This is a genomic window from Kitasatospora sp. MBT66 (genome assembly GCF_000710405.2).
Taxonomy (GTDB): Bacteria; Actinomycetota; Actinomycetes; order Streptomycetales; family Streptomycetaceae; genus Kitasatospora; species Kitasatospora purpeofusca.
Genome location: NZ_JAIY01000003.1, coordinates 689,802 through 707,153, shown reverse-complemented (window position 1 = coordinate 707,153; position 17,352 = coordinate 689,802). Strand labels below are relative to the sequence as shown.

Sequence of the window (17,352 nt, the reverse complement as noted above, 5' to 3'; positions counted from 1 at the left end):
CCCGGATTCGGCGGTCGGGTCGGCCGATGGGTGGATCATGGGTGGGGCTTCGCGCGTCCCGCGGTGCGGCGGATGAGATGGTGGGGCGCCACGGGTGGGATCGGCCGCGCTTTTGCGTGCGGCGGATGCTCCGTGGGCCGGCAGATGGCACGATGCGATGCCGGAAGCGACGCTCAAGGAGAAGACAGCACCATGGCAACCGACTACGACGCCCCGCGCGACACCGGCGACGAGGGACGCGACGACAGTATCGAGGCTCTGAAGAACAAGCGGGACGACAAGCAGAGCTCCTCGGTGGACGTGGAGCCCGAGGCCGTGGAGGGCCTTGAGCTGCCGGGTGCCGACCTGTCCGGTGAGGAGCTCACCGTGCGGGTCGTGCCGCTCCAGGCGGACGAGTTCACCTGTATGACCTGCTTCCTGGTGCACCACCGCGCGCAGCTCGCGGGTGAGGACAAGAACGGCCGGCCGATCTGCCGGGAGTGCGCTTCCTGACCCGGGCGCAATGTCCGGGCCGGCCGGGACCCCAGGGTCGCGCGGCCGGCCCGGGCCCGGTCCGGGGCGGGAGCCTCAGGCCAGGAAGCCCCGCAGCAGTGCGGCCGTCGCGGCGAGGTGTTCCTCGGTGGCGCGGCGGGCCGCGTCGCCGTCTCCGGTGAGGATCGCCCGGACCATGGCGCGGTGCTGTTCGGCGGCGTGCTCGATGTTCCGCTCCAGCATGGGGATCGCGTTGAGGAGGTCGTTGAGGCGCATTCTGGCCTCGGCGATGGCCGCGGCCAGTGTGGGGGAGCCGGTGAGTTCGCCGATGGCGAGGTGGAAGCGCGAGTCGAGCTGGCGGTAGCGGTCCGGCGGGGCGTCCTCCAGGTCGTCGAGGCGGCGCTCCAGGTGGGCCCGCTGGTCGGCGGTGAGGGTGCGGCGGGCGGCTGCCTCGGCGGCGCCGGTCTCCAGGACCTGGCGGTAGGTCAGCGCGTCCTCCAGCGCGCCGCCGAGGTCCCGGGCGGCCCGGCGGAGGTCGGCGACGTCGGGTGCGGGCATCCGGTAGGTGACGAAGGTGCCGCCGTAGCGGCCCCGGCGGGGTTCGACGCAGTCGGCCTGCTGGAGGGTGCGGAGCGCCTCGCGCAGGGTCTCCCTGCTGACGCCGAGTCGTGCGGCGAGGTCCCGTTCGGCGGGCAGCCGGTCGCCGTGGCCGAAGACACCGAGTTTGATCGCCTGGAGGAGCCGTTCGACGGTCTCCTCGAAGGCGTTGCCGGTGCGGACCGGGCGGAAGATCGCGCCGGCCTGCCAATCGAGCCGTGCCTGCTCACGTGCTTGGTCCAGGTCCACGCCCGGAATCGTACCTACGGGCGGGTGTCGGACCCCGTTCCGTCCCGTTCTCGGTGTCGGCCCTTGACGTGGCCCCGGCTGAGCCGGAACGATGCTGCTCACCCACCCAATGGTCTGGTTCCAGACCATTGAAGAGCCGTCCGACCGTCGAACCCGCCCGGCCGAGCGCGCCACGCCGTCGTGGCCCTGCCCGTCCAGGCACACCCTCAACCCCCTGGGGTGCCCATGACCGACGCACGCTCACCCGAAACCCGCGCAGACGACCCGCGCGCGGGCGCCCAGCCTTCCCCCACCGTGTTTCCGGAAAGCACCACCGCCGTTTCCGACGACGAACAACGCCTCCGCGAGCTGGGCTACACCCAGGAACTGGCCCGCTCGATGTCAGGCTTCTCCAACTTCGCCGTCTCCTTCTCCATCGTCTCGATCCTCTCCGGCTGCCTGACCCTCTACGGCACGGGCATGAAGACCGGAGGCCCGGCCCTGATCGTCTGGGGCTGGCCGGTGGTCGGCCTGTTCACCCTCTGCGTCGGGCTGGCCATGGCCGAGATCTGCTCCAGCTACCCGACGGCCGGCGGGCTCTACTACTGGGCCGCCAAGCTCAGCCGCAGCCGGGGCGCCGCGTGGAGCTGGTTCACCGGCTGGTTCAACTTCCTCGGCCAGGTCGCGGTCACCGCCGGCGTCGACTTCGGCGCCGCGTTCTTCACCAACGCCTTCCTCACCCTGCGCTTCGGTTTCGAGGCCAGCCCCGTGCACACCATCGAGATCTTCGCCGTCATCCTGCTGCTGCACGGCCTGCTCAACACCCGCGGCGTGCGCCTCGTCGCCCTCCTCAACAGCGTGTCCGTGTGGTGGCACCTGGTGGGCGTCGCGGTCATCGTCGGCGCGCTCGCCGTGCTCCCGGACCAGCACGCCCCGGCCTCCTTCGTCCTCACCGAGTTCGTCAACGGGACCGGCTTCCGGAACCAGTTCTACGTCGCGATGATCGGCCTGCTGATGGCCCAGTACACCCTCACCGGGTACGACGCCTCCGCGCACATGACCGAGGAGACCCGCGACGCCGCCCGCTCCGGCCCCCGCGGCATCGTCAACGCCATCACCGTCTCCCTGGTCGCGGGCTGGGTCCTGCTGCTCGGCATCACCTTCGCGATCCGCGACTACGACGGCGCGCTCAACAGCGACACCGGAGTCCCGCCCGCCCAGATCTTCATCGACGCGATCGGCTCCGGCGGCGCCCAGTTCCTGCTGCTGGTCGTGATCGGCGCCCAGTTCTTCTGCGGAATGGCCTCCGTCACCGCCAACTCCCGCATGATCTACGCCTTCTCCCGGGACGGCGCCCTGCCCGGCTCCCGGCTGTGGCACCGCATCGACCCGCGCACCCAGACCCCCACCAACGCGGTCTGGCTGGCGACCGGCGGCGCGCTGCTGCTCGGCCTGCCCGCGCTCTGGAACTCCACCGCCTACACCGCCGTGACCTCCATCTCCGTCATCGGCCTGTACATCTCCTACGTCATTCCGGTGTACCTGAGGCTGCGCCAGGGCGAGGACTTTGCCCCCGGCCCCTGGAACCTGGGACGGTGGAGCCGGCCGATCGGCATCCTCGCGGTCGGCTGGACAGCGGTGATCACCGTGCTGTTCATGCTCCCCACCGCCTCCCCGATCACCGCCGAGAGCTTCAACTACACCCCCGTCGCCGTGGCCGTCGTGGTCGGCTTCGCCGGAGTGTGGTGGCTGGTCTCGGCCCGGCACTGGTTCACCGGACCCCAGGTCCACCCCCTGCCGGCCGGAACCGACGCCGGGGACACGCCGCCCGGACCCGACGCACACGACACCGAACTGGAGGTCCGATGACCAGCCCCCGGCTCACCCTCGACGAACTGCGCGCCCGCGTCGCCGACGGGTCCGTCGACACCGTCGTGCTCGCCATGACCGACATGCAGGGCCGCCTCCAGGGCAAGCGCCTGGCCGCCGAGCACTTCCTCGCCGACGTGGTGCCCGGCGCCGCTGAGGGCTGCGGCTACCTGCTCGCCGTCGACATCGACATGAACACCGTCGACGGCTACGAGATCTCCTCCTGGGAGAACGGCTACGGCGACCTGACGCTGCGCCCCGACCTCGCCACCCTGCGGACCGTGCCCTGGCACCCCGCCACCGCGATGGTCCAGTGCGACGTCCTCCACCACGACGGCACCCCGGTCGCCGTCTCCCCGCGCCAGATCCTGCAACGCCAGCTGGACCGCCTGGCCGGCCACGGCTGGCACGCGCAGGCCGCCACCGAACTGGAGTTCATCGTCTTCCGGGACAGCTACGAACAGGCCTGGGACAAGGACTACGCCAGGCTCACCCCGGCCAACCAGTACAACGTGGACTACTCCGTGCTCGGCACCGGCCGGATCGAGCCCCTGCTGCGCCGGATCCGCAACGGGATGGCCGGCGCGGGCCTGTCCGTCGAGTCCGCCAAGGGCGAGTGCAACCTCGGCCAGCACGAGATCGCCTTCAAGTACGCCGACGCCCTCACCACCTGCGACAACCACGTCGTCTACAAGACCGGCGCCAAGGAGATCGCCGCCCAGGAGGGCTGCAGCCTGACCTTCATGGCGAAGTACGACGAACGCGAGGGCAACTCCTGCCACATCCACCTCAGCCTGCGCGACGAGCAGGGCGCACCCGTGTTCGCCGGTGACCGGCCGCACGGCTTCTCCCGCACCATGGAGCACTTCCTCGCCGGACAGCTCGCCTGCCTCGCCGACTTCGCCCTGCTGCTCGCCCCCACCGTCAACTCCTACAAGCGCTACGTGCCCGGCAGCTTCGCGCCCACCGCCGTCGCCTGGGGCCGCGACAACCGCACCTGCGCCCTGCGGGTGGTCGGCCACGGCCCGTCGCTGCGGTTCGAGAACCGCGTCCCCGGCGGTGACGTCAACCCCTACCTCGCGGTCGCCGCGCTGATCGCGGCCGGACTGCACGGCATCGACCAACAGCTCGAACTCGAACCGGAGTTCACCGGCAACGCCTACGCCTCCGACGCCCCCAGGGTGCCCGCCAACCTGCGCGACGCGGTCGACGCCTTCGAGCGCAGCGCCGTCGCCACCGAGGCCTTCGGCAAGGACGTCGTCCGGCACTACACCCACGCCGGACGCACCGAACTCGCGGCCTACGAGCGGGCGGTGACCGACTGGGAGCGGCGCCGCGGATTCGAGCGGCTGTGACCGGCACGGCTGTGACCCCGGCGGACCCGCGCCGACCGCTGATCGGCATCACCACCTACCAGGACGACGCGGCCTGGTCCGTCTGGCACCAGCGCGCCTCCCTGGTGCCCCAGACCTATGTGGACGCCGTCGTCCGCGCGGGCGGCACCCCGGTCCTGCTGCCGCCGCAACCCGGCGGGGCCGAACACCTCCTCCACGCGCTCGACGGCCTCGTCCTCGCCGGCGGACCGGACCTCGACCCGGCCAGGTACGCGGCGGCCGCCGACCCGCGCACCGGCCCGCCCCACCACGCCCGGGACGAGTGGGAGAGCACCCTGCTGCGCTCCGCCCTGGCCCGGGACCTCCCGCTGCTCGGCGTCTGCCGCGGCATGCAGCTGCTCAACGTCGAACTCGGCGGCACCCTCCTGCAGCACCTGCCCGACGGGAGCCACCAGAGGGTCCCCGCGCAGTTCGTCCGGCACCGGGTCGAGGTGGCCGAAGGCAGCCGGCTCGCCGGTGTCCTGGGGCCGGACGCCGAGGTCTCCTGCTACCACCACCAGGCCGTCGACCGCCTCGGCCGCGGGCTGCGGCCCACCGCCCGCGGCGCCGACGGCACCGTCGAGGCACTCGAACTCGACGGCCACCGCTTCGCCCTCGGCGTCCAGTGGCACCCCGAGACCGACCCCGACGACCTGCGACTGTTCCGAGCCCTGATCGCCGGAGCCGTGACCGCCGGAGCGCTGACCGCCAGAGCCCTCACCACCGCCAGCCACCGGGAGACGAGCCCATGACCGAACCGGACCTCTTCGAGGTCGTCAACCCCGCCACCGAGGAGGTGATCACCACCGTCGAACTCGCCGGCCTCGCCGAGACCGACGCCGCCGTCGCCCGCGCCCGCGCCGCCTTCGACACCTGGCGCCGGGTGGCCCCCGCCGACCGGGCCCGGCTGCTGCGCGCCTTCGCCGCCGCCGTCGACGCCGACCGCGAGCACCTCGCCGCCCTGGAGGTCGCCAACGCCGGCCACACCATCGGCAACGCGCGCTGGGAGGCCGGCAACGCCCGCGACGTCATCGACTACTACGCCGCCGCCCCGGAACGGCTGTTCGGCCGGCAGATCCCCGTCGCCGGCGGCGTCGACATCACCTTCCAGGAACCGATCGGCGTGGTCGGCGTCATCGTGCCGTGGAACTTCCCGATGCCGATCGCCGCCTGGGCCCTGGCCCCGGCCCTCGCCGCCGGCAACACCGTGATCGTCAAACCGGCCGAGCTCACCCCGCTCACCGCCCTGCGCCTCGGCGAACTCGCCCTGAGCGCCGGGATCCCGGAGGGCGTGCTGCAGATCCTGCCCGGCCGGGGCCCGGTGGTCGGACAGCGCTTCGTCACCCACCCGGACGTGCGCAAGGTCGTCTTCACCGGCTCGACCCGGGTCGGCAAGGAGATCATGGCGGGCTGCGCCGCCCAGGTGAAGCCCGTCACCCTCGAACTCGGCGGCAAGAGCGCCAACATCGTCTTCGCCGACGCCGACCTCGCCAAGGCCGCCGCGACCGCCCCCTACGCCGTGTTCGACAACGCCGGCCAGGACTGCTGCGCCCGGTCCCGGATCCTGGTCGAGGCCTCGGTGTTCGAGGACTTCCTGGCGCTGCTGGAGCCGGCCGTCCGCGGGGTGCGGGTCGGCGACCCGGCCGACGAGAAGACCGAGATGGGTCCGCTGATCTCGGCCGCCCACCGGGCCCGGGTCGCCTCCTACGTGCCGGACGGGGCGGCGGTGGCCTTCCGCGGCGCCGCCCCCGAGGGGCCCGGTTTCTGGTACCCGCCGACCGTGCTCGCCCCCGTCCGGCACGACGACCGCGCCTTCACCGAGGAGATCTTCGGCCCGGTGGTCGCGGTGGTGCCGTTCCGCGACGAACAGGACGCCCTGCGGATCGCCAACGCCACCGAGTACGGGCTGTCCGGCTCCGTCTGGACCAGGGACGTCGGACGCGCCCTGCGGGTCGCGCGCGGCGTCGAGGCCGGCAACCTCTCCGTCAACTCGCACTCCTCGGTGCGCTACACCACGCCGTTCGGCGGCTTCAAGCAGTCCGGACTGGGCCGCGAGCTCGGCCCGGACGCCCTCGACGCCTTCACCCAGACCAAGAACGTCTTCATCTCCACGGAGGAGTGATCAGCATGACCCAGCGACTCGACGGCCGGGTGGCCGTCATCACCGGAGCCGGCAGCGGCATCGGCCTCGCGACCGCCCGCCGCTTCGTCGCCGAGGGGGCCAAGGTGGTCTGCGTCGACCTCGACGCGGAGACCGGCGCCAAGGCGGCCAACGAGGTCGGCGGACTGTTCGTCCAGGCGGACGTGACGGACGAGGCCGCGGTCCGCGACCTCTTCCAGCGGGCCGTCGACGAGTACGGCCGGCTCGACATCGCCTTCAACAACGCGGGCATCTCGCCGCCGGACGACGACTCCATCCTCACCACCGGTCTGGACGCCTGGAAGCGCGTCCAGGAGGTCAACCTCACCAGCGTCTACCTGTGCTGCAAGTACGCGATCCCGCACATGCAGCGCCAGGGCAAGGGCTCGATCATCAACACCGCCTCCTTCGTCGCGGTGATGGGCGCGGCCACCTCGCAGATCTCCTACAGCGCCTCCAAGGGCGGGGTGCTGGCGATGTCCCGCGAGCTGGGCGTGCAGTTCGCCCGCGAGGGGATCCGGGTCAACGCGCTGTGCCCCGGCCCGGTGAACACCCCGCTGCTGCAGGAGCTCTTCGCCAAGGACCCGGAGCGCGCCGCCCGCCGTCTGGTGCACATTCCGCTCGGGCGCTTCGCCGAGCCCGAGGAGATCGCCGCCGCGGTGGCCTTCCTGGCCTCCGACGACTCCTCCTTCATGACCGCCAACACCTTCCTGGTGGACGGTGGCATCTCCGGCGCCTACGTCACCCCGCAGTAGCACCGGAAATCCGACGGCCCGGCCGCCCCGCACCGGGGGCGGCCGGGCCGTCGCCGGTTACGTGGCCGGGCTGGTCCGCTCCGGCTCCGGCTCCGCAGGTGCCGGTGAAGGTGTCGGCGCGGTGGCGGTGGCGGTGGCGGGGCGGGGTCGCCGGGGTCCGCCTGGGGTCAGCCTCCGGCGGGGCTGTACGCGGCGGAGAGGTACACCCACGCCCTGGTACCGGAGGCGAGCACCACCTCGTGGCGGGCGTAGTCGTCGACCTCGTACTCGTCCGCGGCGGCGAGCTCCTCGTCCGTGATCGCGAAGACCGTGCCCTCGACAGCGTCCCCAGCCTCGGCCGACGGCAGTACCAGGGGGTGCCGGTCGGTGCCGCTGGCGGCGATCACCTCGGGGTCGGTGATCTCGATCATGGTCAGCCGGAAACCGGGCAGGGCGTCGGCCCGCCCGTCCAGCGGCCGGCCGAAGTTGCTGAGCTGAACCTGCTCCAACTGCAGCGTGCCGTAGGAGAACAGACGCTGGGTTGCCGTTCCGGCCATGGGTGCGCGACCTCCGGTTGTGCGGGCGGGCCTCGATCCTGGCCACGAACGTCGGAGCCGGTCCGCCCCGGGGGGTTCGGAGGGCCGCACGATTCGAGCCAGTCGCATCTGCCAGTCATTTGGTCGAAATGACAAGCATCTGCCAGGTGTTTTACTTATCGACCCTGGCGGATGCAAAATCCTTCCACGGGGTCGGTGAAGCCGGGGGAGAATTGCCCCGGGCCGACGCGGCACCCGGTCACGACCCAAGGAGGGCTGGACCCATGAACGCACGCACCCGGGACGGCAGCGCCGGAGACGTCGACTACGGCGCCATCGGCTCCGGCTACTCCTCCTTCCGCCGGCCCGACAGCCGGGTGGCGCAGGTCATCGCCGAGGCCCTCGGCGGCGCGCTGACCGTGCTCAACGTCGGCGCCGGTACCGGTTCCTACGAGAGTGCCGCCCGGGTCGTGACGCCGGTCGAGCCGTCGGCGTCCATGCGGGCCGGCCGCCCGGCCCACCTCGCCCCGGCCGTCGACGCCGTCGCCGGGGACCTGCCGTTCGAGGACGCGGCGTTCGACGCCGCCATGACGCTGTTCAGCGTGCACCAGTGGGAGGACGTCGGGGCGGGCCTGCGCGAGATGCGGCGCGTCACCCGCGGCCCGGTCGTCGTGCTGACCTGCGACCCGCGGCTGGTGCGCGACTTCTGGCTGTACGAGTACGCGCCCGAGGTGCTGGACACCGAGGCCCGCCGCTACCCCCCGATCGACGAACTGGCCGCCGCCCTGGGCGGCGACGTCACCGTCCGGCCGGTCCCGATCCCGCTCGACTGCACCGACGGCTTCAACGAGGCGTACTACGGCCGCCCCGAGATGCTGCTCGACCCCGCCGCCCGGCAGGCCTGTTCGGCCTGGAGCTTCGTCGACGACGGCGCGCGCGAACGCTTCGACCGCGGGCTCCGCCGGGACCTGGAGTCCGGCGAGTGGGAGCGCCGCTACGGCCACCTGCGCACGCGGGCCGCCTACGAAGGGTCGCTCGTCCTCGTGCGCGCGACTCCGTGAGCCCGTGACCCGTGAGCCCGTGACCCGTGACCCCGAGAGCCCGTGACTCCGTGAGCCCGTGACTTCGTGGGCCTTTGGGCCCGACCCCGTGACACCCGGCCCCAGCAACAGGAGCGGCACCGTGGGAGAACCCGACCGGATGGACGAGCAACTGCGCGCCCTGGGGCTCGTCCAGGCCCAGGCCAAGGCCGAACGCCTCTTCGCCGAGGTCGAGGCGCGCGGCCTGGTGGCACCCGGTCGCGGCGAACGCGAGGTCAGCGACCTGGTCCGGGACCTCGCGAACGAGATGTTCGGCACCACCAAGCACTGGCACAAGCGCATCGTCCGCTCCGGTCCGCACACACTGTTCCCCTACCAGGAGAACCCGCCGGACCGGCTCATCGGCGAGGACGACATCGCCTTCGCCGACTTCGGCCCGATCTTCGAGGAGTACGAGGCGGACTTCGGCCGCACCTTCGTCCTCGGCGAGGACCCGCACAAGCACCGCCTGCGCGACGACCTGGCCGCGGTCTTCGACGGCGGCCGCGCGGCCTTCCACGCGGACCCGCAGGTGACGGGCCGTCAACTGCACGCCCACGTGGAGCGGCTCGCCGCCGAACGGGGCTGGGTCCTGGGCGGCTGGCACGCGGGCCACCTGGTGGGGGAGTTCCCGCACGAGAGCGTCGACGGGGCCAAGGCCGAGTCCTACATCACCCCGGACAACGAGCACCCGCTGCGCCGCACCGACCGGGCCGGTTGGCGCTGCCACTGGATCCTGGAGGTCCACCTCGTCGACGAGCGGCGCGGCTTCGGCGGCTTCTACGAGCAACTCCTCGACCTCGCCTGACCTCCGACGGCGCGGCACTGGCCGCCCGGTTCGTCCGGATATGATCCGATCATGATCAACCTTCACGCCCGTACGGTGGTCTTCGACATCGACGGCACGCTCTGCTTCGACGGCCGGACGATCGACCGGCGGATCCTCGCGGCGATCGACGCCTGCGAACGCGCCGGTCACCGGCTGGTGTTCGCGTCCGCGCGGCCCGTCCGGGACGTGCTGCCCGTCCTCGACGGAGCCTTCCCGGCCGCCACCCTGATCGGCGGGAACGGCAGCCTGGTCTCGGTCGGCGGCCAGGTCCGGGCCCGGGCCGCCTTCGACGCCGCCGGGTTCGGCGCGCTGATGGACGCGGTCGCGCGCTACGGGGCGAGTTACCTCGCGGACGGCCCCTGGGACTACGCCTACACCGGGCCCGAGGACCATCCGATCCGCGGCCGGGTCGACCAGGGCCGGCTCGCCCGGCGGGTCGGCCTCGCCGAACTCCCGGAGGTGGTGAAGTTCCTGGTCGTCGGCGCCTCCGACCTGCCGGCGCTCGCCGAGGCCGGTCGCGGGCTGGGACTGACCGTCAACCACCACCTCGACGAGGCGATCGTCGACTTCGCGCCGGGCACGACCACGAAGTGGGAGGCCCTGACGTCGATGGGGATCACCGAGTACGTCGCCTTCGGCAACGACATCAACGACTTCGACCTGCTGCGGAACGCCGAGCGGGCCGTCCGCGTCGGCTCCCACCCGGGCCTGGACACCGTCGCCCGGATCACCGTCCCCGCCGACCCGGAGGCCGTCGCGGCCGAGATCTCCCTGCTGGCCGAGGCCGCCCGGCCCACCGCCGGCCCGACCGGCCACTGACCGCCTGGCCTCTGCCCCGCCCTGGCCTCTATGCGACGCGGGGCGCCTTCCGGCGGCCGAGCAGCCAGCCGACCAGCGCGAGGATCCCGGCGAGCGGGCCCAGGAACGGGGCGGGCGTGGTGCGGAAGACGGTACTGCCGAGCACACCTGCCAGCTGCCAGCCGCAGGTGAGCACGGCCGCCAGCGACAGCCAGTGCCACCGGTCGTGCCGCGCCACCGTGAACGGCAGGACGAGCACGGCCACGGTCTGCACCAGGTACCCGTACTGGAACCAGCTGAAGTAGACGGAGTCCCACCAGGTCACGGGCGGGGGCCCGTCCGTGAACTCCCGGCGGAACTCCAGAAAGGTCGGGTCCGAGAAGCCGGAGGGCCACCACGGCCACAGGTAGAGGCCGATCAGCGTGAGCACCAAAGCGCCCACCGCGAGCCCGACGGGGGCTCCCTTGCCGGGAGGAGCGGGGTCGATCAGCGGCATCGTGGTCCTGTTCCGTAGGGCCGGAGTACTGTCGGTGACCGGGCCGACGAGGCGCGCCCGGATTTCGCTGGTGGACGCCGCCGAGGTACCGGATCGTGTGGTCCGGATGCAGGAGGAGGTCGACCAGCACGGCGGCGGGCAGGACGAGATGGCTGTAGAGGCTCCCGGTCAATGCACCTCGCAGCAGGCGAATCCTGCGCCACCCACCCGGACCCCCGCACACACCCCAGCATGCCGTCCCGCCCGAAGCCCCGGAACACAACTGACGGGTAGTCATCGAACCGTGACCGCACCCACGGAGCGACCCATCCCGGCGTGCGGTCCGGGCGCGGGAGTCGGGCCCGGACCGCACGCCCTCTACTACTCCTCGTCAGGCCGTTCGGTCCGCCGGGTGGAAGTTGATGCGTTCGCGGACGACGGGGAAGCCGGCCTTGGTGAAGTTCGCGGCCATGGGGTGGTTGGTGCGGTCGGTGGCTCCGGTGATGGATTCGGCGCCGTGGTCGACCAGGGTGTGGGTGCACTCGGCGAGGAGGTCGTAGGCGTAGCCGTGGCCGCGGTGGTGGGGGAGGACGCCGATGAAGCCGATGGTCGGGCCGGAGGGGTTGTGGGCGGGGATGTGGATGCCGGCGAGGTCGCCGTCGGGGGTGCGGGCGGTCTGCCACCACTCCCGCGGGGACGGGCACCAGTGGAAGAAGTCGAGCTCCTCCTGGGCGGCCTGGTCGACGCCGCCCTCCGCGACGGCGCGGAGGGCGTGGGCGTCCAGGGTGGCGGAGTGGATGCGGCGCAGGGCGTCGAGGAAGACGGCGTCGTCGGGTTCGGCCTCGAAGCGCAGGCGTCCGGGACGCTCGGGCAGGCCGCGCTCCGAGGTCCAGCGGTACAGGAAGCGCTCCACCAGGAGTTCGTACCCGGCGGCCCGGGCGGCGGTGAAGCGCGCCTCGGCGGCGGCGCGCAGCTCGGGCCGGTCCCGCCAGTCGCCGGGCAGGTTGATCTCGAGTTCGACCTGCCAGGGGGCGGAGCGCAGGAGTTCGGCCCCGGCCTCCTCCTCGCCCTCGTCCACGTCGAACCAGTTGATGTTGACGGGCTCCGCGTCCTCGGGGCCGCCCCACCAGGCGCCGCGCGCGACGACCTCGCCGTCGCGCAGGGCGACGCGCTGCCAGTCGGGGCGGAACGCGGTGCGCCGGTGGCCCTCGCGGGCGCCCAGGGGGTCGGGGTGTGCGTCGAACAGGTGGGCGTCGCTCGCGGAAAGCGTGCGGATGACCGTGTCGGTCATGGATTCCTCCGGGATACAGGCTGCTTGGAGCGCTCCCGGTCAGGACTGGTGAAGCACGCCGGGACAGCGGAAGAGGGAGCGCTGGAAAGGTATGGACTGCACGGCACTCGCCTCCTTCCGTTGGTCTCAAGGCGTGGCGCCACCGTACGCGGTCCTCCGGCGATCCGTCCACGGATTTTCGCGCCCCGGTGGCGCGGCCCCGTCACCAGCCGTCCCAGTGCAGCACCTGCTCGCGCGGGATCCGGCGGGCGGGGCGGAAGTCGGTGCCGAGGGTGTACGCGACCGGGATGAACGCGGCCTGCATGACCTCGGGGTAGGGGATGCCGAGGGCTTGCGCGAACTCCCGTTCCAGGGGCAGGTTCCCGGTCGTCCACACGGTGCCGAGGCCGCGTTCGCGGGCGGCCAGCATGAAGCTCCACGCGGCGGGCAGGATCGATCCCCAGGTGCCGGCCTGGTGGGTGACGGAGAGGCCCTCGGTGCGTCCCTCGACACAGGGGATGACGTAGGCGGGCACCTCGTGCAGGTGCCGGTACAGGTGGTCGACGCCCGTGTACACCCGCTCCATCACGCCCGGCGCGACCTCGGCCCGGCGCACGTCCCGGTCGGGCAGCGGCTGGTGGGCCTCCGGGACGGCCAGGCCCGCCCGCCACAGGTCCGCGAGCAGGGCCCGGCGGGCCGGGTCGGTGACGACGACGAAGTGCCAGCGCTGCCGGTTGCGTCCGGTCGGCGCCTGTACGGCGAGGTCGACGCACTCCTCCAGGAGCGCGCGCGGCACCGGCCGGGTCAGGTCGAGCCGGTGGCGCACGGCCCGGGTGGTGGAGAGCAGGGTGTCGGAAGCGAGACCGAGGTTCATGCGTTGAGCCTGGTACGACCCGGACTGCCGGGGGAAGGCCGGACTTCCACTGAGTGGAACGAGTGGAATCCGACGAGGGGACAGGGGGCGGGAGTTGGGCGAGAGTGTGGCGGGTCGGCTCTTCTCGGTACTGGACGCGTTCGAGGGCGGAGGCGGGGGCGAGGGTCCGCCGGTGCTGCGGCTCACCGACATCGCGGCGCGCACCGGGCTCCCGGCGCCGACGGCCCTGCGCCTGGTGCGGGAGCTGGTGGCGTGGGGCGGTCTGGAGCGGGGCGCGGACGGCGGGTACCGGCTCGGGCTCCGGCTGCGGGTGCTGGGCGCGGCGGCGCCCTGCCCGCGCGGGCTGCTCGACGCGGCGCTCCCGGCCCTGCGGGCGCTGGGCGCCAGGACCGGTGGGCACGCCGACCTGGCGGTGCTCGCCGGGCCCTCGGCGGACGGGGTGCTGTGCCTGGTGAGCGGGGACCGGCCGCCGCCGCACGCGACGGCGTACGGGAAGGTGCTGCTCGCCGCTCCGCCGGCCGAGCTGCCCCGGCACACCCGGCACACGGTGGTGTCCCCGGGTGTGCTCGCCGGACAGCTGGCCCGGGTCCGGGCGACGGGCCTCGCGGTCTGCGCGGAGGAGTTCCGGCTGGGCGAGGTGACGGTGGCCGCGCCGGTGCGGGGCAGGGGCGGGGGCGGCGGCGCCACGGTCGGCGCGCTGGGCGTCACCGTCTCCACGGTGGTGCCGCTGGACCGGGTGGTGGCGGCGGTCCGGGCGGCTGCCGCGCAGGTCCGGCCCCCTGAGCCGGCCCCTTAGCCGCCGCCCTGACCCGGCGGGCGGCGGAGGTCCTGCGGCGGCACGGGCGCGCGAGGTCCCACAACCCGGTCCACCAATGGGTAAATTGGTGACGATTGGGACAAAATCCATGATGTGTGCGTCCACCCGCAGAAGGCCGAACCACCTTCGGAAAGGGCCCCCATGTACCCCGCTCTCACCCCCGACGTCCTCACCGAGCTGCGCCGCCCGAGGCCGTATCCGGCCGTGTCGATCCTGATGCCCACGCACCGCCGGGAGCCCGACAACGCGCAGGACCCGGTCCGGCTGCGCACCCTCGCGGCCGCGGCGAGGAAGCGGATCGAGGAGGATCCCGAGGTCTCCCGCGCCGTCCGGATCGATGTGCTGGAGCAGCTCGACCGGGCGCTCGCCGAGGTCGACCTGGTGCACGCCGAGGACGGCCTGGCGCTCCTGGTAGCGCCGGGTGAGCACCACGTCTGGTCGCTGGGCCGTACCGCGCCCGCCCGGGTGGTGCTGTCCGACACCTTCCTGACCCGCAACCTGGTCGCCGCCCAGGCGGCCGAGCGGCCGCACTGGGTGCTCGCGCTCGCCGCCGACCGGGTGCTGCTGTGGGGCGGCAACAGCGAGCGGGTCGCGGAGGACACCCGGCACGGCTTCCCGCTGGTGCGTCAGTACGAGAACCCCGACCCGGAGCGGCAGGAGCGGATCGGCGACAAGCCCAGCACCTTCCAGGACGAGGAGACCAAGACCTTCCTGCGGCAGGCGGAGAACGAGCTCGGCAAGGTGCTGGCGGCCGACCCGCGCCCGCTGTACGTGGTCGGCGAGGCGGCGGCCCTCGCCCTGCTGGACGGCGCCGGCCCGATCGTCCGCGGCGCCACCGCGCAGATCCCGCACGGCGGCCTCGCCCAGGCGGACGCCGAGACGGTCCGCAAGGTGGTCGAGCCCGCCGTCCGCGCGCATGCGGACGCCGGGATCTCCGACGCCCTCGCCCGGCTGGACAAGGCCCGGGGCCGCCAGGCGTTCGCGGCCGGACTGGACGAGGTCTGGCAGACCGCCGCCGAGGGGCGGATCGCCCAGCTGGTGGTGGAGGAGAACTTCCGGGTCACCGTCCGCGACGAGGGCGACCACCTGGTGCCCGCCGAGGCCGAGCAGTCGGGCGCGCGCGAGGACATCGTCGACGAGGTGATCGAGCGCGCCCTCGACACCGGCGCCCAGGTCTCCTTCGTGCCCGACGGCACCCTCTCGGACGCCGGCCGGATCGCCGCCGACCTGCGGTACTGACCCGGCCCCGGTGCCCCGGCCTCTCCTCGGTTCGTTCGCCGCAGCTCCGAGGGGAGGCCCGGAGCCGGGCGGGTCGGCCCGTGCGGTTCGGGGCCTCAGGCCGCCGAGGGCGCCGATGCCGTCGCACCGACGAGGCTCGCATCGGCGCCGGCGGCGTCGTCGGCGTCGTCGGCGCCCGCTCCGCGCCGCTTCCCCCCTCGGGCCGTGACCGCCACCGTCCCGGCCGTCGCCACGGCAAGGGCGCTCCAGGCGGCGGTGTAGCCGCCGGTGGTGTCCCGCAGCAGGCCGAGCGCGGGCGGGGCGAGGATCACGGCCACCTGGTTGACGGCCATCACGAGCCCGAGCGCGAAGCCGGTCCGGCCGGGCGGGGCGGCCTCGGCCAGGTGCGCGACCCAGGGTCCGTACCAGCCGATCCCGAAGAAGCCGAGCCAGGCGAAGAGCACGGCGGCCGCGAGCGGATGCCCGCCCAGCGGGGTCGCCAGTGCCACCAGCGCGGCCGCCGCCGCGACCATGCTCGCCAGGACCGGCCGGTAGCGGCCCGCGCGGCTGCGGTCGCTCCACGCCGCGAGGCCGATCCGCCCGAGCATGCCCGCCAGCTGGGCCGCGACCAGGACGGTACCTGCTGCACCGGCACCGAGACCGGTCACGTCGTGCAGGTACAGCGCGCCGAGGACGCCGATACCGCTGTGCACCGAGACCATGGCCGTGCCCGACAGCAGCGCCTTCGCCATCGCGGGCTCGCGCAACAGCCGGAGCCGGTCCATCAACGGTGCTGACCTCGGTGCCGACCTCGGTGCCGACCTCGGAGCCGACACGGGGGCCGCTGCGGCCGGGGCCGCCGACCGCTTCGCCACCGTCCCGGGCGGGCGACGGTAGAGCACCGTGAAGGCGACCGCCCCCGCCAGCGCGACCAGCCCGCCCACCAGTACGGCGACCCGCCACCCCGACGCGGCGGCTACCAGCGGCAGCACGGCCACCGCGACCGCCCCGCCCAGCGGCAGTCCGGCCTGCCGCACGCCCATCGCGAACCCGAGCCGGGAGGGCTCGAACCAGGCCGCCACCGACTTGCTGCCGCCGGGCTGGATCGCGCTGTACCCCGCCCCGACGACGAGCAGCACCACGAGCAGCGACGCGTACCCCTGGGCCAGGCTCCCCGCCAGCAGGCCCGCGGCGACCACCCCGGCCCCGATGCCGACGACCCACCGTTCGCCGTACCGGTCCAGCAGCTCACCGGCCACCAGCAGGCCGACCAGTGGCACCAGTTGGGAGGCCGAGAGCAGTAACCCCAGCTGCGCCGTGCTGAGGTCGAGCGCGTTCTGCAGGGGCACCGCCATCGCCCCGATGCCCTGGACGAAGAAGCAGGCGGCGGCCTGGGTGAAGGTGGCGACCCCGAGGATCGTCCAGCGGTACGGCAGCGGGGACGGCCAGCCCGGGACGTCGGTCGGGACGTCGGTGTGATGACTCATGCCGATCAGACTGCTGTAATGGTCTTATGCACCTCAACCCTTACGGCGAGGACGCCGTCAACCTGGCCGCCGAGTTGGCGAACGAGCGGCCGAGGAGCGTCGACGAACTCGTGGACCGCTGCCGCGCGGCCGGGCTGGTGGTCGAGGGACCGTTCGCGGCCGACGACCTGCCGCACGTCCACGCGGTGCTGGACGCCTGGGAGGCCGTCGTCGACGCCGCCGACGAGCGCGAGCGGGCCGCCAGGCTGAACCTGATGCTCGCCGCCGGCACGGCCCACCCCCGGCTCACCGACCACACCGGCGACGGTTGGCACCTGCACTACCGCGACGACGACCTGCCGCTCGGCGCCATGCTGTTCTCGCTGATCGGCGTCGGCACCGCGCTGCACCTGGTGGGACGCGGTATGCACCGGCTCGGCCGGTGCGCCGTCGCGGAGTGCGACACGATCTTCGCCGACACCACCCGCACCGGCCGCCGCCGCTACTGCTCCCAGCGATGCGCCAACCGCGACGCCGTCCGCCGCCACCGCGCGAACCACCCGTCCGCCGCCTGAGCG

At 73.2% G+C, this 17,352-nt stretch carries 18 protein-coding genes; 12 read left to right on the top strand and 6 right to left on the bottom strand.

The annotated features are described in order from the left end of the window. The first annotated feature begins 192 nt into the window (after nt 1-192). Nucleotides 193-492 (top strand): DUF4193 domain-containing protein, encoded by a 300-nt coding sequence (locus tag BI06_RS05185; RefSeq protein ID WP_030395238.1) that lies wholly within the window; start codon nt 193-195, stop codon nt 490-492. A gap of 75 nt (nt 493-567) precedes the next feature. On the opposite strand, the gene BI06_RS05180 is transcribed toward BI06_RS05185, so the two are convergent. After that, entirely contained in the window at nt 568-1,317 is a 750-nt protein-coding gene (locus tag BI06_RS05180) for a FadR/GntR family transcriptional regulator (RefSeq protein WP_233290013.1), read from the bottom strand. Nucleotides 1,318-1,542: 225 nt separating this feature from the next. Between BI06_RS05180 and BI06_RS05175 the strand changes: the two genes are divergently transcribed. Genes BI06_RS05175 through BI06_RS05155 form a run of 5 tightly spaced genes read left to right on the top strand, consistent with a single transcriptional unit; the run spans nt 1,543 to nt 7,433 of the window. Next, on the top strand, nt 1,543-3,165 hold the full coding sequence (locus tag BI06_RS05175; RefSeq protein ID WP_369826042.1) for an amino acid permease: 1,623 nt from the start codon (nt 1,543-1,545) through the stop codon (nt 3,163-3,165). Next, on the top strand, nt 3,162-4,520 hold the full coding sequence (locus BI06_RS05170; RefSeq protein WP_030395241.1) for a glutamine synthetase family protein: 1,359 nt from the start codon (nt 3,162-3,164) through the stop codon (nt 4,518-4,520). The genes BI06_RS05175 and BI06_RS05170 overlap by 4 nt, the downstream gene beginning before the upstream one ends. Beyond that, nucleotides 4,517-5,290, top strand: coding sequence for a gamma-glutamyl-gamma-aminobutyrate hydrolase family protein (locus BI06_RS05165; RefSeq protein ID WP_233290012.1), 774 nt, complete (start codon nt 4,517-4,519; stop codon nt 5,288-5,290). Before BI06_RS05170 ends, BI06_RS05165 begins: the two co-directional genes overlap by 4 nt. Next, complete coding sequence (locus BI06_RS05160; RefSeq protein WP_043465433.1) at nt 5,287-6,660, top strand: aldehyde dehydrogenase; 1,374 nt, start codon at nt 5,287-5,289, stop codon at nt 6,658-6,660. The genes BI06_RS05165 and BI06_RS05160 overlap by 4 nt, the downstream gene beginning before the upstream one ends. Nucleotides 6,661-6,665: 5 nt before the next feature. Next, nucleotides 6,666-7,433 (top strand): 3-oxoacyl-ACP reductase, encoded by a 768-nt coding sequence (locus BI06_RS05155; RefSeq protein WP_043465431.1) that lies wholly within the window; start codon nt 6,666-6,668, stop codon nt 7,431-7,433. 167 nt (nt 7,434-7,600) lie between these two features. On the opposite strand, the gene BI06_RS05150 is transcribed toward BI06_RS05155, so the two are convergent. Continuing rightward, entirely contained in the window at nt 7,601-7,969 is a 369-nt protein-coding gene (locus BI06_RS05150; protein ID WP_030395245.1) for a gamma-glutamylcyclotransferase family protein, read from the bottom strand. 263 nt (nt 7,970-8,232) lie between these two features. On the opposite strand from BI06_RS05150, the gene BI06_RS05145 reads away from it, so the two are divergent. From BI06_RS05145 to BI06_RS05135, 3 genes are all read left to right on the top strand, one after another. Continuing rightward, on the top strand, nt 8,233-9,009 hold the full coding sequence (locus BI06_RS05145; protein WP_043465429.1) for a class I SAM-dependent methyltransferase: 777 nt from the start codon (nt 8,233-8,235) through the stop codon (nt 9,007-9,009). Nucleotides 9,010-9,148: 139 nt separating this feature from the next. Beyond that, nucleotides 9,149-9,835 (top strand): M24 family metallopeptidase, encoded by a 687-nt coding sequence (locus BI06_RS05140; protein WP_043466155.1) that lies wholly within the window; start codon nt 9,149-9,151, stop codon nt 9,833-9,835. Between the two features lie 51 nt (nt 9,836-9,886). After that, nucleotides 9,887-10,675 carry an HAD family hydrolase gene (locus tag BI06_RS05135; protein WP_043465427.1) on the top strand — a complete coding sequence of 263 codons (789 nt, stop codon included), beginning with the start codon at nt 9,887-9,889 and terminating at the stop codon, nt 10,673-10,675. A gap of 28 nt (nt 10,676-10,703) precedes the next feature. Here the strand turns inward: BI06_RS05135 and BI06_RS05130 are convergent, their stop codons facing one another. From BI06_RS05130 to BI06_RS05120, 3 genes are all read right to left on the bottom strand, one after another. Then, a complete protein-coding gene (locus BI06_RS05130; protein WP_030395249.1) occupies nt 10,704-11,150 on the bottom strand; it encodes a hypothetical protein in 447 nt (148 codons plus the stop codon). A 370-nt stretch (nt 11,151-11,520) separates the two neighbouring features. Then, nucleotides 11,521-12,420 carry a GNAT family N-acetyltransferase gene (locus BI06_RS05125; RefSeq protein WP_043465425.1) on the bottom strand — a complete coding sequence of 300 codons (900 nt, stop codon included), beginning with the start codon at nt 12,418-12,420 and terminating at the stop codon, nt 11,521-11,523. Nucleotides 12,421-12,622: 202 nt separating this feature from the next. Continuing rightward, a complete protein-coding gene (locus tag BI06_RS05120) occupies nt 12,623-13,273 on the bottom strand; it encodes a nitroreductase family protein (RefSeq protein WP_043465422.1) in 651 nt (216 codons plus the stop codon). 94 nt (nt 13,274-13,367) lie between these two features. Here BI06_RS05120 and BI06_RS05115 point away from each other — a divergent pair, with 94 nt between their 5' ends. Together BI06_RS05115 and BI06_RS05110 are read left to right on the top strand one after the other, a co-directional pair. After that, on the top strand, nt 13,368-14,069 hold the full coding sequence (locus BI06_RS05115; protein ID WP_043465419.1) for an IclR family transcriptional regulator: 702 nt from the start codon (nt 13,368-13,370) through the stop codon (nt 14,067-14,069). Between the two features lie 162 nt (nt 14,070-14,231). Then, complete coding sequence (locus BI06_RS05110) at nt 14,232-15,329, top strand: hypothetical protein (RefSeq protein WP_043465416.1); 1,098 nt, start codon at nt 14,232-14,234, stop codon at nt 15,327-15,329. Between the two features lie 95 nt (nt 15,330-15,424). On the opposite strand, the gene BI06_RS05105 is transcribed toward BI06_RS05110, so the two are convergent. Further along, nucleotides 15,425-16,795: an MFS transporter gene (locus BI06_RS05105; RefSeq protein ID WP_051740251.1), complete on the bottom strand. Its 1,371-nt coding sequence runs from the start codon at nt 16,793-16,795 to the stop codon at nt 15,425-15,427. 26 nt (nt 16,796-16,821) lie between these two features. Here BI06_RS05105 and BI06_RS05100 point away from each other — a divergent pair, with 26 nt between their 5' ends. Further along, nucleotides 16,822-17,349 (top strand): CGNR zinc finger domain-containing protein, encoded by a 528-nt coding sequence (locus tag BI06_RS05100; RefSeq protein ID WP_043465414.1) that lies wholly within the window; start codon nt 16,822-16,824, stop codon nt 17,347-17,349. Nucleotides 17,350-17,352: the final 3 nt, after the last annotated feature.

Bases quoted from the DNA above. Each gene is read 5' to 3' on its own strand.
- BI06_RS05185 (WP_030395238.1), top strand. From the start codon at position 193: ATGGCAACCGACTACGACGCCCCGCGCGACACCGGCGACGAGGGACGC.
- BI06_RS05175 (WP_369826042.1), top strand. From the start codon at position 1,543: ATGACCGACGCACGCTCACCCGAAACCCGCGCAGACGACCCGCGCGCG.
- BI06_RS05140 (WP_043466155.1), top strand. From the start codon at position 9,149: ATGGACGAGCAACTGCGCGCCCTGGGGCTCGTCCAGGCCCAGGCCAAG.
- BI06_RS05160 (WP_043465433.1), top strand. From the start codon at position 5,287: ATGACCGAACCGGACCTCTTCGAGGTCGTCAACCCCGCCACCGAGGAG.
- BI06_RS05170 (WP_030395241.1), top strand. From the start codon at position 3,162: ATGACCAGCCCCCGGCTCACCCTCGACGAACTGCGCGCCCGCGTCGCC.
- BI06_RS05145 (WP_043465429.1), top strand. From the start codon at position 8,233: ATGAACGCACGCACCCGGGACGGCAGCGCCGGAGACGTCGACTACGGC.
- BI06_RS05135 (WP_043465427.1), top strand. From the start codon at position 9,887: ATGATCAACCTTCACGCCCGTACGGTGGTCTTCGACATCGACGGCACG.
- BI06_RS05120 (WP_043465422.1), bottom strand. From the start codon at position 13,273: ATGAACCTCGGTCTCGCTTCCGACACCCTGCTCTCCACCACCCGGGCC.
- BI06_RS05150 (WP_030395245.1), bottom strand. From the start codon at position 7,969: ATGGCCGGAACGGCAACCCAGCGTCTGTTCTCCTACGGCACGCTGCAG.
- BI06_RS05100 (WP_043465414.1), top strand. From the start codon at position 16,822: ATGCACCTCAACCCTTACGGCGAGGACGCCGTCAACCTGGCCGCCGAG.
- BI06_RS05155 (WP_043465431.1), top strand. From the start codon at position 6,666: ATGACCCAGCGACTCGACGGCCGGGTGGCCGTCATCACCGGAGCCGGC.
- BI06_RS05105 (WP_051740251.1), bottom strand. From the start codon at position 16,795: ATGAGTCATCACACCGACGTCCCGACCGACGTCCCGGGCTGGCCGTCC.
- BI06_RS05130 (WP_030395249.1), bottom strand. From the start codon at position 11,150: ATGCCGCTGATCGACCCCGCTCCTCCCGGCAAGGGAGCCCCCGTCGGG.
- BI06_RS05125 (WP_043465425.1), bottom strand. From the start codon at position 12,420: ATGACCGACACGGTCATCCGCACGCTTTCCGCGAGCGACGCCCACCTG.
- BI06_RS05110 (WP_043465416.1), top strand. From the start codon at position 14,232: ATGTACCCCGCTCTCACCCCCGACGTCCTCACCGAGCTGCGCCGCCCG.